This window comes from Pseudomonas sp. CC120222-01a (assembly GCF_003097235.1).
Taxonomy (GTDB): Bacteria; Pseudomonadota; Gammaproteobacteria; order Pseudomonadales; family Pseudomonadaceae; genus Aquipseudomonas.
The window spans coordinates 1-13,723 of sequence record NZ_QEQQ01000006.1 but is presented as its reverse complement, the minus strand read 5'-3'; the positions used below and the strand labels follow the sequence as shown (position 1 = coordinate 13,723).

The 13,723-nt window shown below is 61.8% G+C and carries 14 protein-coding genes and 1 pseudogene; 5 read left to right on the top strand and 10 right to left on the bottom strand.

The window, feature by feature from the left end:
* Nucleotides 1-7 precede the first annotated feature (7 nt).
* The 6 genes from N430_RS09960 to dsbD all read right to left on the bottom strand — a co-directional run bounded on the left by N430_RS09960 (nt 8) and on the right by dsbD (nt 5,411).
* Nucleotides 8-718 (bottom strand): ATP-binding cassette domain-containing protein, encoded by a 711-nt coding sequence (locus tag N430_RS09960; RefSeq protein ID WP_110636777.1) that lies wholly within the window; start codon nt 716-718, stop codon nt 8-10.
* Nucleotides 719-1,477 (bottom strand): hypothetical protein, encoded by a 759-nt coding sequence (locus N430_RS09955; RefSeq protein ID WP_110636780.1) that lies wholly within the window; start codon nt 1,475-1,477, stop codon nt 719-721.
* A complete protein-coding gene (locus tag N430_RS29435; RefSeq protein WP_165837347.1) occupies nt 1,395-1,565 on the bottom strand; it encodes a hypothetical protein in 171 nt (56 codons plus the stop codon). The genes N430_RS09955 and N430_RS29435 overlap by 83 nt, the downstream gene beginning before the upstream one ends.
* 537 nt (nt 1,566-2,102) lie before the next feature.
* Nucleotides 2,103-2,861, bottom strand: a complete 759-nt coding sequence (gene dsbG, locus N430_RS09950) for a thiol:disulfide interchange protein DsbG (RefSeq protein ID WP_110636783.1) — start codon at nt 2,859-2,861, stop codon at nt 2,103-2,105.
* Between the two features lies 1 nt (nt 2,862).
* The gene (locus tag N430_RS09945; RefSeq protein WP_110636786.1) at nt 2,863-3,699 is read right to left on the bottom strand and encodes a TlpA family protein disulfide reductase; all 837 of its coding nucleotides are present in this window, start codon (nt 3,697-3,699) and stop codon (nt 2,863-2,865) included.
* A complete protein-coding gene (gene dsbD, locus N430_RS09940; protein ID WP_110636823.1) occupies nt 3,699-5,411 on the bottom strand; it encodes a protein-disulfide reductase DsbD in 1,713 nt (570 codons plus the stop codon). The genes N430_RS09945 and dsbD overlap by 1 nt, the downstream gene beginning before the upstream one ends.
* 282 nt (nt 5,412-5,693) lie before the next feature.
* On the opposite strand from dsbD, the gene N430_RS09935 reads away from it, so the two are divergent.
* The 5 genes from N430_RS09935 to N430_RS09915 are packed head-to-tail and all read left to right on the top strand — an operon-like array spanning nt 5,694 to nt 11,806.
* Entirely contained in the window at nt 5,694-8,525 is a 2,832-nt protein-coding gene (locus N430_RS09935; RefSeq protein ID WP_110636789.1) for a xanthine dehydrogenase family protein molybdopterin-binding subunit, read from the top strand.
* A complete protein-coding gene (locus N430_RS09930; RefSeq protein WP_013973477.1) occupies nt 8,518-9,054 on the top strand; it encodes a (2Fe-2S)-binding protein in 537 nt (178 codons plus the stop codon). The genes N430_RS09935 and N430_RS09930 overlap by 8 nt, the downstream gene beginning before the upstream one ends.
* A 2-nt stretch (nt 9,055-9,056) precedes the next feature.
* On the top strand, nt 9,057-10,268 hold the full coding sequence (locus N430_RS09925) for a cytochrome c (protein ID WP_371922771.1): 1,212 nt from the start codon (nt 9,057-9,059) through the stop codon (nt 10,266-10,268).
* A gap of 3 nt (nt 10,269-10,271) precedes the next feature.
* Entirely contained in the window at nt 10,272-11,243 is a 972-nt protein-coding gene (locus N430_RS09920) for an XdhC family protein (RefSeq protein WP_110636793.1), read from the top strand.
* Nucleotides 11,240-11,806, top strand: a complete 567-nt coding sequence (locus N430_RS09915) for an NTP transferase domain-containing protein (RefSeq protein ID WP_103446589.1) — start codon at nt 11,240-11,242, stop codon at nt 11,804-11,806. The genes N430_RS09920 and N430_RS09915 overlap by 4 nt, the downstream gene beginning before the upstream one ends.
* Before the next feature lie 9 nt (nt 11,807-11,815).
* Here the strand turns inward: N430_RS09915 and N430_RS09910 are convergent, their stop codons facing one another.
* The 4 genes and pseudogenes from N430_RS09910 to N430_RS09895 all read right to left on the bottom strand — a co-directional run.
* Nucleotides 11,816-12,439 (bottom strand): GAD-like domain-containing protein, encoded by a 624-nt coding sequence (locus tag N430_RS09910; protein WP_110636796.1) that lies wholly within the window; start codon nt 12,437-12,439, stop codon nt 11,816-11,818.
* A gap of 35 nt (nt 12,440-12,474) precedes the next feature.
* Nucleotides 12,475-13,092, bottom strand: coding sequence for a GAD-like domain-containing protein (locus tag N430_RS09905; RefSeq protein ID WP_110636799.1), 618 nt, complete (start codon nt 13,090-13,092; stop codon nt 12,475-12,477).
* Between the two features lie 19 nt (nt 13,093-13,111).
* A pseudogene (locus N430_RS09900) lies at nt 13,112-13,372 on the bottom strand (polymorphic toxin type 15 domain-containing protein); the annotation flags it as partial.
* 15 nt (nt 13,373-13,387) lie between these two features.
* The coding region (locus N430_RS09895) for an integrase core domain-containing protein (protein WP_165837349.1) at nt 13,388-13,723 on the bottom strand (336 nt) is incomplete at its 5' end.

Genomic DNA, 13,723 nt, shown 5'->3' with positions numbered 1-13,723 from the left:
TTCCCTGTCAATCTTCATGAGAAGACGCTTTGATGAATGCCTCATCGAGTGATGAAGCGTTGTAACGCGACATAAATTCCCCGCCGCTATCAAACGCCTCAAGCCGCTGATTGGCGAGCATGTAGAAACGGTCACAATTTGCCGCGATCTCTTCGGTGTAATGGGAAGACACCAGCACGCTTGCACCTTCTTGGCGCGCACTGTTGATGGCTAGCCAGATGTAATACCTGAACTCCGCGTCCACACCTGCAGTCGGTTCGTCGAGGATGATCAAATCACTCTCCAGCAGTAATAGCGTAAGCGTGAAGTAGCTGCGGACCTCACCGTAGCTGCAACGGGCGACTTTCTTCTGGGATATTAAGCTGTACCGTTTGTAAAGTGACGGTGACCATCTTGCTAAGCGGGCCAGCATTTCGCTTTGGGTGGGGGCAATGGATGAGTTCAGGTGCCTGATGAGATCACCTGTTTCGCTCATGCGCAGCAACGGCGGCGGTGTAAGGATCTGGGTAGGATAAATTTGTCTCTTTGCTGAGTTGAAAATGTGTCCGGTTGAAGGTTTTTTTACATTGCAGATGAGATCAAATAATGTTGTTTTGCCGGCGCCGTTGCTGCCTAAAATACCTATCAATTCACCTGGCTTCAGGTTGAGTGTAACTTCTTTCATCAGCGGCATGTCTTTATAACTGAAGCACAGGTCGATTAAGCTGAGTAGGTTCATTTAGTATCTGCTCCAGACAGGTTGGGTTCTTAAGTGTCGCCCAGTGAGGTAAAGCCCGGTGAGCAGCGCCGCGAGCGCGATGCAGAAGGAAGTCAGTAGGGGTGCTTCATGGTTGAAGAGTTTGCTGCTCAGTTGCAGCGGGTTTAACGCAAATGCGCTATGGGACATAGAGTAAGGTTGCAAGGTGCCCGAGTAGCCTGAGAGCAGCATGAGATAAGAAAGAAGTGAAAATAAAGTGCTGGCAGTATTGAATTTGATGGGGAGCGCAGCGACCACGAGCCCAATACAGCAAAAAAACATAAAGCTGGTGTAGAAGCATGCAGTCAGGTACAGCAGTTCACTTATCAGGTATTCGCCGTAGAGCGGCTTGGTGGTCAAATAAAATAAAACGGCATAGAGCACGCTCACTGCGGTGTAGCTAAGGAAGTGCGCTGCCAGGTAGCGCCCGATGGCGCTGCGCTGATAGATAAAAGATCTGGTGAATCCGCTTTCTCTTCTTCCGATTAGATAAAAGCTGAATCCAAAAAATGCAACGCTTGCAGAGATATACGAGTAGAACCACGATGAGGACACAATATAGGTGTCGTTACGGGCGGGTCGTGCTTCCATATGCTCCTGTGTCAACAGGAAAAGCAGGCAGGGTGCGACTGCTGACCATATAAGGGCAGTGGGCTCTCTAAGGTGTTCCAGGGTTAAGGTTCGTGTAATGCAAAGGATCTTCTTGGTGTTTATGATTGTGATGGTTAGTTGGTTTGGCATGTGAAATATACCATTCTTGGTGATGGGTATGTGGTGGCGTCAGTGTCGGCATGCGTGTAATGGTTTTGGTGTTGTATTGAGCTTTCATGAAGGTTCCTTGGTTGTACGGGTTTCTATCGCCGCTTGCGGGTGTCTACAGGTTTAGAGGTTGGGCGTTTCATTGTCAATGCGTTGAGGATGGCAATTGGGTGGACGGGTGCAATGGTTATGTTTGTTCTGGAGAAGTGGTTGTAGGAAGGGGCTGTGGAGAACTCTTGCTTTGATCAGTTATCGCTGCGGTTACAGCTGGTTAATGTAGGTTTTTTAATTTCTCTTTGTGCGAAAAATCCCTGCGTGATATCGGAAGTTTCTACTTTTTTGGTTCTATTGCCTTCGGGTGCCGAACCAGTCGATGCGCTGTCTAGTCGGGTTAGATTGTTTCAAGACGTTTTGGCTCGCTCTCATATATGCCTTTTCCGGCAAGCTTGAACTCTCTGGTGTACTTGCCTCATGTGAAACGCCCTTGAGGTTGGATTTTTGTCCAAAGTCAGGGGCGCAGTTCAGGTACTCCGCAAGGCTTGAATTTTTTGGGGGGATGTGGAAGCGGGCTCGTCCCGCGAATGGGCCGGAGCGGGCGATCGAGTTCTCAGCGCTTGCCGAGAATCTTCCCGAGCAATTCGGGCCGCGGTGCGCCTTGCTGGCTCTGCAGGTTGCCCTGCTCATCCTGATAGAAGATCGCTGGTGTCGCCTGCAGCCCCATCTCATCCATCAGTGCCATGTTCGCCGCCAGCTTCTGCTGCACGGCATCTGGCACCTTGTCCAGCGGCTTCAAGGCACTCGCCTTGCCCGCTTTCTCGTGCTCATGCAGCGCCTTGGCCGGGTCCTTGGCGGCCAGCAGTGCCGCCGACTTGCCCGGGCTGTCCTCGCGGATGATGCCGACCATGATATGACGCAACTGCACCTTGCCCGAGTCTACCCAGGGCCGCGCCTGCTCCCAGAACATGTTGCAGTACGGGCAGTTGGGGTCGCTGAACAGGTACACCTTGCGCGGCGCGCTGTCCTTGCCGTCGGCGATCCAGGCGGTTTTTTCCATCTTCGCCCAGATCTCTTTGCTCATTGGCGCGTACACCAGCTTCTGCAGCGGCTCGGCGCTGAGGTCCTTGCCTTGTTCGTCGAACAGGCTGCCGACCAGCACGTGCTTGCCGTCGGGGGTCAGGTACAGCGCCAGGGCACTTTTCTGGTACTCGGCGGCATAACCGCGCAGGCCGTTGGGCGCATCGAAGCTGCCCTTGATCTCGGCGCCCTTGGCTTGCAGTTGCTGGATCGCCTTGGGCAGGTCTTCGGCCTGGACCAGCGGAGCGGCCAGCAGGGCCAGGGACAGGGGCAGCAGGGCAGTCAATCGCATGTCAGTTTCCTTGTGCGGCAGGGGCGGGCACCTTGGCCCGCTCGAAAGGTTCCAGGGCATGACGCAGGCTGGCCCGCGACAGCTCGCCGAGGTGGCTGCCGATCAGGCGGCCGTCGGCGTCGTAGAACAGGGTGGTGGGCAGGGCCATCGAGCCGACCCGCTGGGCGAGCGCGCCGGTGCCGTCGAACAGCACATGGGTCAGGCTCAGCCCGGTGGTGGCGAGGAAGGTCGTGACGTTTTCCGGCGTCTCGCCCTGGTTGACGAAGATGAAGGTCACATGGGGGTATTCGCCCTGGGCCTGTTGCAGCACCGGCATTTCCCGGCGGCAGGGCGGGCACCAGGTAGCCCAGATATTGATCACCAGCGGTTTGCCACGGTAGCTGTGCAGGGCCACCGACTGGCCAGCGGCATTGCGCAGGCTCAGTTCGGGCAGTGCGGTGCCCTTGCTGTACAGGTGGCTGCCCAGGCTGGTCAGGCCCCAGAACAACGCACCGCTGAACAGTGCCCAGCCCAGCGGGCGCCGCAGGCCAGGCTGGCGCCAGCCTTGCCATAGGGTGGCGAGGACGATGCCGATCAGGCCCGACCAGAGCAGGAAGCCGCCGTCACGGATGTCGATGACTTGCACCAGGTCGTCGCGGTACATCGGCCAGTAGGCCAGCACGAAACCCAGGCGGGCGCACAGCAGACCGACCAGGAACAGGTTGAACAGCGCCGATTCCGGGCTTTCGCCGCCCCGCCGGGCGACCCACCAGCCAACCAGGCAGGCAACGCCGAGGGCGGTGAGCATCAGCAGGTGGTTGAGGGCCATGGTCAACGGCCCGAGGGTTACCGTCAGCATCAGCCTTGGCTCCGGGTCTGGGTCCAGTGTTGCAGGAACGCGGCGGCATCCACCTCACCGGTGATGCGCCGTGCGCGGCGCTCTTCGCCTTCCGGGCCGAGCCAGATGATGCTCGGCGGGCCGGGTACCTGGTAGCGCTGCAACAGGGCGCGGCTGGCGGCGGAGTCGGCGGTCACGTCGAGGCGCAGCAGGTGCACGCCGGCCAGGCTGGTTTGCACGTCGGGGCGGGTGAACACCTGCTTTTCCATGACCTTGCACGACACGCACCAGTCGGCGTAGTAGTCGACCATCACCCACTGGCCGCGGGCCTTGGCGGCATCCAGTTCGCGTTGCAGGGCTTCAGGGCTGCTGACCGTGACGAAATGCTCGTCGGCCTTTTGTACGGTGGCAACTGCGCTGCCGCCGGCGAACGGCCGCAACGGTTGCCAGAGATCGTCGCCCCCCGCAGCAGCGCCGACCAGCAGCAGGCCACCCCACAAGGCGCCCAGCAGCGGTACCGCACGCAACGCCGGCAAGCGCTGCAGGGCTGGCCACATGGCCCAGCCCAGGGCGATCAGCCAGGCACCGCTCAAGGCCAGCAACACCGGGGCGGCGAGCAGGCTGCGCACGGTGTACAGGGCCATGGCCAGGAACACGAAGCCGAACACGCCCTTGACCCGGTTCATCCATGCGCCCGGGCGTGGCAGGTAACGGTTGCCCAGGGTCACCAGCAACAGCAGCGGCACGCCCATGCCCAGGCCGAGGCTGAACAGCACCAGCGCACCCTGCAGCACATCGCCGCTTTGCGCGATGAACAGCAGCGCACCCGCCAACGGCGCGGTCATGCAGGGGCCGAGCAGCAGGCCGGAAAGGGCGCCCAGCAGCGCTGCGCCGTACAGGTTGCCGCCACGGGTGCCTTGGCCGGCGCGGTCGAGGCGATCGCGCAGGGCCGCCGGCAGTTGCAGTTCGAAGGCGCCGAACATCGGCAGGGCGAGGAGGATGAACAAGCCGGCCAGGCTGCCCAGCAGCCAGGGTTGCTGCAGCCACGCCTGCAGGCTGGCCCCCAGCAGCGCCGCGACCACGCCCAGGGCCGCATACACCAGCGCCATGCTCAGTACATACACGCCGGCCAGCAGCCAACCACGCCGGGCGCTGGCACCGTTGCCCAGGACCAGGCCAGCGAGAATCGGCAGCATCGGCAGCGAGCAGGGGGTGAAGGCCAGCAGCAGGCCGAGGCCGAAGAACGCCAGCAGGCTCCAGGCCAGGCTGGCGCTTTGCAGGCCGCTGGCCAGTGCTTGGTCGCTGGCTTGTTCGGCGGCCGGCGTCGCGCTGCCGCCCAGGTCGATGGCGGTGGTCTGCGGCGGGTAGCACAGGCCTGCATCGGCACACCCCTGCCAGCCCAGGCGCAACTGGCCCTGGGCATTGGCCGGGATCAGCAGTTCGAGCTGGTCGCGGTACACCGCACTGTCACCAAAGAATTCGTCATGGTGATTGAGGGCGGGGGGGAGTTGCGGCTGTTGTTCGGCAGTCAAGCCGTCGAACTTCAGGCGCTTCTGGTACAGGTAATACCCCTGCTTGATCTGGAAGTACAGGCGCATCTGGCCATCGGCCTGGCGGTCGTGAGTGAGCACGAACGCCTGGTTGACCGGCAGGAAGTCGGGTTTGGCGTCGAACGGGTTGGCCTGCAACGGGCCAGCCAGGAGGAACGTCAGGAAGAGCAGAAGGATGCGCATGTCTTCGCCTTGGCAGTACGGAATGGTGGCCATGCTGGCTGGGGTCGATTAACCCAAGGTTAACCGTTCCTGCCGAAGCTGCTGCGGCGCGGCCGCATGTCGGCCTTTGACACAGCGCGACATATTGTCGGCTTGACTTTGCTTATGCCCATATTCTTGTTGTAAAGTTGACGCAGAAGTCAGTTTTTTCTGACCCGCGTGACAAGGTTCTCACCCTTCCGAGTCCCCCGCACAAGAATCAAAAAAGCATGGGCAGAAATTCTTCTGCCCAGAGGATCAAGCATGTCCAACCGTGATATTTCCCGGCGCGCCTTCTTGCAAGGCGGCCTGATCGCTGGTGTCGGCGTGACCATGGCGCCACTCGGCAGCCAGGCGTTCGCCGCCCTGATGGAGGAGCGCGTTACCACCTCGCCGCAAAAGTGGATGAACCACGACGGCAAGGCGCGTTTCCGTAACGATGCGCTGTCCAAGGTCTGTGGCAACAAGGTCTTCGCCCGCGACATCCGCGCCAAGGACATGCCCGGCTGGCCGACCCAGCAAGGCCACGCGCTGCTGCTCAAGGCGACCAAGGTCGACCGCATCTATGCCGGCCATGACCTCAGCCTGCTCGGCGCCGACCTGCAGCCGGACCGTATCGTCACCGCCGCCGACCTGGCCAAGGATGGCATCGCCTGGCCCGAGGCCCATTCGCCCGACCCGCTGCTGCCGCCCGGCCAGGTGCCGATGTTCATCGGCCACCCGGTGGCGATCCTGATCTGGCACGACTTCGAGCGCTTCCGGCAGGCCAAGCGCAAGCTGCAGTTCAACGACAAGGCGATCCAGTACGGCGCCCAGGCTCCGCTCTACCAGCGTGACCCCTATGGCAGCTTCCGTTTCGTGCGTGTGGGCGGCGCCACGCCGTTCGACGACGATGAATTCTCCAGCCTGAAAAATTCCATGCTGTTCCCGACCATCCTCAACCGCAAACCGGTGTGGTCGAAAGCGCCCAACCAGCACGGTGACCTGACCGAGCAGGGCCTGTTCTACGCCAAGCGCATGGGCGAGCAACTGGACAACCCGCCCGAGGACTGGCTGGTGTTCGACGAGCGCTACAAGACGCCGTCCATCGAACCCGCTGCACTGGAACCGGACAACGGCAACGGCTGGTACGACCCGGCGACCGGCACGCTGCACTTCGTGGTCGCGACCCAGTGCCCGTTCGAAGTGGCGCAGGAATGCGTGCACATGATCAAGCCGTCGCGCTTCGCCCTGAACACGCTGAACATGCACCCGGGCTACACCGTGGGCTACGGCTCCAAAGACAACAACATCTTCGTCTTCTACGCCGCTGTGGCCGCACTGTATGGCGCCGGTGTACCGATCCGCCTGGCCAACGACCGCTATGAGCAGTTCCAGAGCGGCATCAAGCGCCATGCCTTCGATATCCGCTATCAGCTGGCCGTGGACAAGAAGGACAACCGCTTCAAGATCTTCCGCGCCGACATGAGCTGCGACGGCGGCGGGCGCATCAACTACAGCCCGTCGGTGGCTGCGGTGGGCGCCACCGCGGCGCAGTCGATCTACTACATGCCGCAGAACGACCTGTCGGTGACCGCCTACTACTCGCGCGGCGTCGAGGCCGGCTCCATGCGCGGCTACGGCACCCTGCAGAGCATGGCCGCCACCGAGATGATGGTGGATGAAATCGCCGGTCGCCTGGGCGTAGACGCCATCGACCTGCGCCGCGCCAACGCCCTGAAGTCGGGCATGAAGAACACCCAGGGTGCGGTCCCGGCCGGCGCCCTGCGCTTGTACGAGATCCTCGACAAGGCCGCCGTGCACGACTGGTGGCGCAACCGCGATGCGCGCAAGCAGCAGATGGACGCCAAGGACCCGGACCACTGGTACGGCGTCGGCTTCGCCATCTGCCAGAAGGACTTCGGCACTGGCTCCGAGGCGCCGATGGCCAGCGTCGAGTTCACTGCGGATGGCCGCATCAGCCTGCGCCACATCGGCACCGAGCTGGGCACTGGCATGTCCACGTCCCAGGCGCTGGTGGTCAGCGATTTCCTCGGCCGCTCGGCCGACGAGGTGAAGACCGCCGTCACCGAATGGCCGGAACTGCAGCTGACCACCAGCGGCAACCCGTACCTGATCAGCCAGCCCGAACAGGACGCCGCACTGCGCAACCCGCGCTGGGTCGGCAAGCTGGCCTCGCCGTCGTCGGCGACCAACTCGGCGTTCTACTTCAGCCACGCCACCCGTGAAGCGGCTCGCGTGCTGTTCAATCACGGCCTGTGGCCAGCGGCCATGGCCCTCTGGAGCCAGGGCCCGCACGGTGGCCAGGCCAACCCGCTGGTGGTGCGCCGTGAAAACGCGGTGTGGGTCAACGGCGAGCTGACCGGTAACGGCCTGGCGCCGATCCCGTTCGCCCAACTGGCGCAGAAGGCCCATGAGATGGGGCTGGTCACCGGCGTCAGCGTGCACGGCTTCAACCGCTGGAGCTGGGCCGAGGCCGACTTCGTCATCGACGGCGTGCGTGAGCGCTTTCCGCTCGACGCCGTGGCGGTGAAGTACGGCGATGGCGCGGTCAATGCCAAGAAGGCGCAGATGAGCAGCCATGGCTACCACCTGCTCGACCGGCAGAACGCTGCCTACCCGGATACCCAGCTGAACAACGCCATGGTCACCTACTACAGCCCGGTGGCGACCATCGTCGAGGTCAAGGTCAACAAGGGTACCCACGAGGTTGAGGTGCTCAACCACCACAGCTGGGTCGAGTGCGGCCGCGTGCTGGTGCCGGAACTGGTCAAGGGCCAGCTCGAAGGCGGCATCGCCATGGGCATCGGCCATGCACTGACCGAAGAAATGCCGTTGTACGAGGGCGGGCCCGGGGAGGGCGACTGGAACTTCAACCGCTACCGCCTGCCGCACGCACGGGATGTGGCGGTGTGGAAACAGACCAGCGAAATCCTCCCGCCGCTGTCACCGACCGATCCATCCAAGGGCATCGCCGAAGTGGTGATGATCCCGGTCGTCGGTGCCATCGGCAACGCCGTGGCGCATGCCATTGGCAAGCGCGTGCGCGATCTCCCCATCACCCCAGCCCGTATCAAGGAGGCCCTCAATGGCTAACCGTCCACTGCAACTGACCCTCAACGGTCAACCGGTCGGCCCGGTCGAGGTCCCTGATGACCTGGCGATGATCGACTACCTGCACGAACACCAGAACCTCACAGGTTCCCGCCTGGGCTGCGGCCAGGGCATCTGCCATGCCTGCGTGGTGATCGTCGACAACCCTGACGGCACCAGCGAGGAAGTGCGCACCTGCATCACCGGCGCGCACTACTTCGAGGGCAAGAAGGTCCGCACCATCGAAGGCCATGCCAAGCAAGATGAGGCCGGCAACCTGACGCTGAACCCGATCCAGCAGAAGTTCGTCGACCTGTTCGCCTTCCAGTGCAGCTATTGCGCGCCGGGCTTCGTCAATGCCGCCACGGTGCTGGTGGAAACCGCCCAGCGCCAGCCGTTGAAGAAGAGCGAAGTGGAAGACCGTATCGAGGCCAGCCTCGGCCACCACATCTGCCGTTGCACCGGGTACGTGCGTTACTACGACGCCACCCGCACGGTGCTCAATGACCTAGGCCTGGTCAAGGAGGGTTGAGCATGGGCTTCATTCGTAGCACGCTCGCGCTGGCCCTCGGCCTTGCCGTCGTTTCGCTGGCCCAGGCGGCCGATGAGGCGCAGGTCAAGCGCGGTGAATACCTGGCCCGTGCCGCCGACTGCATGGCCTGCCACACGGCCGAAGGCGGTGCGCCGTTCGCCGGTGGCCTGCCGATCCATTCGCCGTTCGGCACCATCTATGGCAGCAACATCACCCCGGACAAGCAGTACGGTATTGGCAACTACACGGCCGACGAATTCTTCGCCGCGGTCACCGAGGGCAAGCGCAAGGATGGCGCCAACCTCTACCCGGCGATGCCGTACACCTCGTACCACCTGATCAAGCGCGAGGATTCCGATGCGATCCTCGCCTACCTGATGACCGTACCGCCGATCAACCGCCCGGCCCCGCAGACCGCATTGAGCTTCCCGTTCAACGTGCGCCTTGGGCTGACCGGCTGGAACATGCTGTATGGCAAGAGCGTGCAACTGCAGCCGACCGAGGGCAAAAGCCCGGCCTGGCAGCGCGGGCAGTACATGGTCGAGGTCATGGGCCACTGCGGCGAGTGCCACACGCCGCGCAACCCTATCGGTGCGCTGCAGCAGGACCAGCGCCTGAGCGGTGGCCTGCTCGGTGGCTACCTGGCGCCGAGCCTGCTGGCCCAGGACCTGGCCGACCGCGGCTGGACCCAGCCGGACCTGACCACCTTCCTCAAGCACGGCATCAGCGCCCAGGGCAGCATGTTCAACGAGATGTTCCCGGTGGTGCACCACAGCACCCAGCATCTGCAAGACGCCGACCTGGCGGCCATGGCCACCTACCTGCTCGGCGACCAGCCGCCGCCGGCCAAGGCGATCAAGGCCGTTGCCCTGGAGCAGATGAGCGACAGCGCCAAGCGCGGCCATCAGCAGTACCTCAACGTATGCGCCGGCTGCCATGGTGTCGACGGCGAAGGCAAGCCACACATCGCGGTGGCCATGGACGGCAACACGGTGCTGCGCCAGGCCGACTCGCGCAACCTGGTCAAGGCCATCCGCGACGGTATCCGTGAGCAACAGTTCACCGGCTTCGAGCGCATGCAGCCGATGCCGGGCTTCGCCGACAAGCTCGACGACCAGCAAGTGACGGACATGGTCAACTACCTGCGCCAGGCCTGGGGTGGATTGCCCGGTGACCTGACCGTACAGCAGCTCGCCGAGCTGAAGGCGGAGTAAACCGTGCAGCATCTCGATCTCCAGGTCATCAGCCAGGCGCTGCAGTGGTCGTGCAGTGGCCAGCGGGTGTGGTTGTGCACGGTGCTCGCCACCTACGGCTCGGCGCCGCGTGCGCCGGGCTCGTTGCTGGCGGTCAGCGCCAGCGGCCAGTGGCTGGGTTCGCTGTCGGGTGGTTGCGTCGAAGATGACTTCCTCGAACGCGTGGCACGGGGCGAATTTCCCGAGCCGATTGCCATCGTGCGCTATGGCGATGGCAGCGACACGCGTTCGAGTATTCGCCTGCCTTGTGGCGGCGTGCTCGAGGTACTGGTGGAAAACCTGCCGGCCGACTGTGACGTGCAGGCCCACCTGCGTGAGCTGGAAGGCGCGCTGCGCGGCCAGCGCCGGTTGTTGCGCGAGGTGAGCCTGCCGCAAGGTGAGCGCATGGTTGTCGACGACCACAGCCAGGGGCCGCGTGTGGAACGCGAAAGCGGCCGCGTGCGCCTGCGTGTCGGCGCTGCCCAGCGCCTGCTGCTGGCTGGCTACTCCAGCGTCGCGCATTTCTGCGCCGAGTTCGGTAAAGGCATGGGCTTTGAAGTCATCCTCTGCGACCCGCGTGACGAGGTGCTTGAAGGCGTGGTGCTGGACGGTATCGAGGTGCGCCGCGAGCTGCCGTCGGAGTTCATCGCCAATGGCGGTTGCCATGCCGACACGGCGGTGGTTGCATTGACCCATGATCCGAAAATCGATGACCTGGCCATGCTTGAAGCCGTGCGTACCGAAGCGTTCTACATCGGCGTGATGGGCTCGAAGGCCACCTCCGACAAGCGTCGCAAACGCTTGCACCGCATCGGCGGCCTGGGCTACGACGAGCTGGCGCGGATCCACGCGCCAATCGGCCTCAACCTGGGCAGCAAGACCCCGGCCGAGATCGCCCTGGCGGTGCTCGCCGATATCCTGCGCCTGCGCAACGGCATCGGGCGGGCGGCGCTGTGAGTGTGGTGGCGCTGGTGTTGGCGGCTGGCAGCAGCGTGCGTTTCGGTGCTGACAAGCGCCGCGCGCTGATGGCCGATGGTCGCAGCTTGCTGGTGCACAGTGTCGAACGTGCCTGCACGGTGTTCGATGACGTGCGGGTGGTGTTGCGTGACGGCGAGCGGGGAGAGGAGCTGGGGCTGCCGTCGGCGTGCCGGGTCATCGGCAGTGCCGATTTCACGCAGGGCTTGGGCCATAGTCTGGCGGCTGGCGCCGCTTCGCTGGTCGACAGCGAGGCACAGGCGGTGGCGATTCTGCTGGGTGACATGCCCTGGGTGGAGCCCGCGACCCTGGGCTTGCTTGCACGCGAGGCCGGTGGGTCGACGATTGTTCTGCCTTGTCATGACGGGCAGCAGGGCCATCCGGTGCTGTTCGGGCGTGATTTCTGGCCAGCGCTTGCGCGGCTGACGGGCGATGAAGGGGCGCGCTCGGTCGTGAGGGCCCATCCGGACCGTTGCGTCAGGCTGGCGGTCGAGGATGCTGGCGTGCTGCGGGATGTCGATACGCCCGATGCACTGCGCCAATGAGCGTCGGTTTTACTCATCTTCTTCGTCATCGAATGCACAAGGTTCCAGTTCGCCAAGCTGGGATAGCAGAATCAGGTGCACGTCGGCCTTGAGCCGCTGGAGATTGGCCAGGCTTGCAGGCCCGCCCAGCATCAACGCCGGGACGAAGCCATACATTTCGTCTGGCGCCAACGTTCCCAGTGTTTCCCTGGCCGATTCGAACAGGTCCAGGTCGATCCCTTCAGTCATGACCCACATGAGCAGCCCCTGGATCTTCGCGTCACGCTCATCGTCGGTCGAACTGCAGGCGCCGTCGATATATTGGGACGCGTAGGCGGTAATGGTCAGTACTGACCCGGTTTCTTCGCCCCACAGGTACAGTTCGCCGAAAGCGCTACGGGCGATGAGGTGGTACGTGTCGCGGGTTTCGAAGGGAGTGCCTGCCAGCCAGTACGACACGACATCTTCGTATTCCTGCGGGTTGACCATCCAGAACAGACCGCCACCGTAACCGCACCAACCGTGGTCTTTCCAGTAGGTCAGGAGTTGGTTTGGGAGTTTGCCTTGGTAGTGGTCCAGAGCGGCAGGCGGGACGGGCTGGTGGCCGATGGGGTCGTTGAAGGTTTCGAGGAAAATGGAGAAGAGTACGTTCATTTTTTAGATTCTCTTATTGCTGTCGGGTAAGGGCTTCAAAAGTCGGAAAAGCTATAGGGTTCGATTGTGCAAAGCTGTGACAGTAGTACCAAGTGTTCAATTGCTTTCAGCTTTTCAAGATTATCGAGTCGAATGGAGCCGCCGAACACCAAGGCCGGAACAAAGCCATACATCTCGTCCGGGCCAAGTATGCCGAGGCTCTTTTTAGCCGGTTCAAACATGTCATCAAAATCATTTGAATCCAAATCTCTGCAGGCGAAGAAGCTCTGCACTAGCCTGTCCATGTCGGACGGCGCGACTTCACGTTTGCTGCCAACGTATCGGCCTATATGCGGTGCGATTTTCAGTGAGAATCCGGTTTTCTCACCAAATAAATAAAGGTCGCCAAAGGCTCCACGGGCTATGAGATGGAATTTGTCGTACGTTGCCAGATTTGCACTCTCGAGCATAGAGGCGACTACGCCCTCATACTCTTGAGGGTTTACGGTCCAAAACATTCCATCGCCGTACCCACACCATCCATGCTCCATCCAATATTGCAGAAGTTTATCCGGTAGCTTCCCCTTGTAACGCTCTATGGTCGATGTGGGTACCTCCTGCCTGTGCGTAGGCTCACCGACTTGTTCGATAAAAACAGAAAATGCTTCATCCATTTTGATCACCTCCAGTTTGTTAGCACTTGTGTAGTTTCACGTTTAAAAGCCCGGCCTTGCTTCCCATTCCGGCCATTTCTTCGGCAGCCTGTCGGAGCTCTCCTATCCTGCTTTTCCACTGAGGACCAATACTTGAGTTAACCTGTCTGTCGCCAAAATCAGCAATAGCGTCTCGGCCACCTGCACTAAGATCAGGGTTATGCAAGGCTGCGAGGGTTGACATCGTCTCCTTAGCTTGCATTTCCGAAAGTTTTCTCGCTTCTCGCTGACCCATCGTTTTGGATAAGTGTAGTGGTCAACTCATCCCGGACACGGTTTTGAGTTTTTCTTCAGCTTTTGCCGGAGCCAGTCCATCGTTGAATTGATGGGGTCGGATCCAGTTGTAGTGGCTCATCAGGTACTGGCTAATGTCTCGTTGAGCTTGCTGCCCGGTCAGGTAGCCCGTGGTCGGTATCCACTCTGATTTCAAGCTGCGAAATACTCGCTCCATCGGCGCGTTATCCCAGCAGTTGCCTCGGCGGCTCATGCTCTGGCGCATACGGTAGCGCCACAGTCTCTGCCGGAACTGACGGCTGCCATATTGCGAGCCCTGGTCGGAGTGGAACAGCAGCCCGTGAGGCTTTCCGCGTTG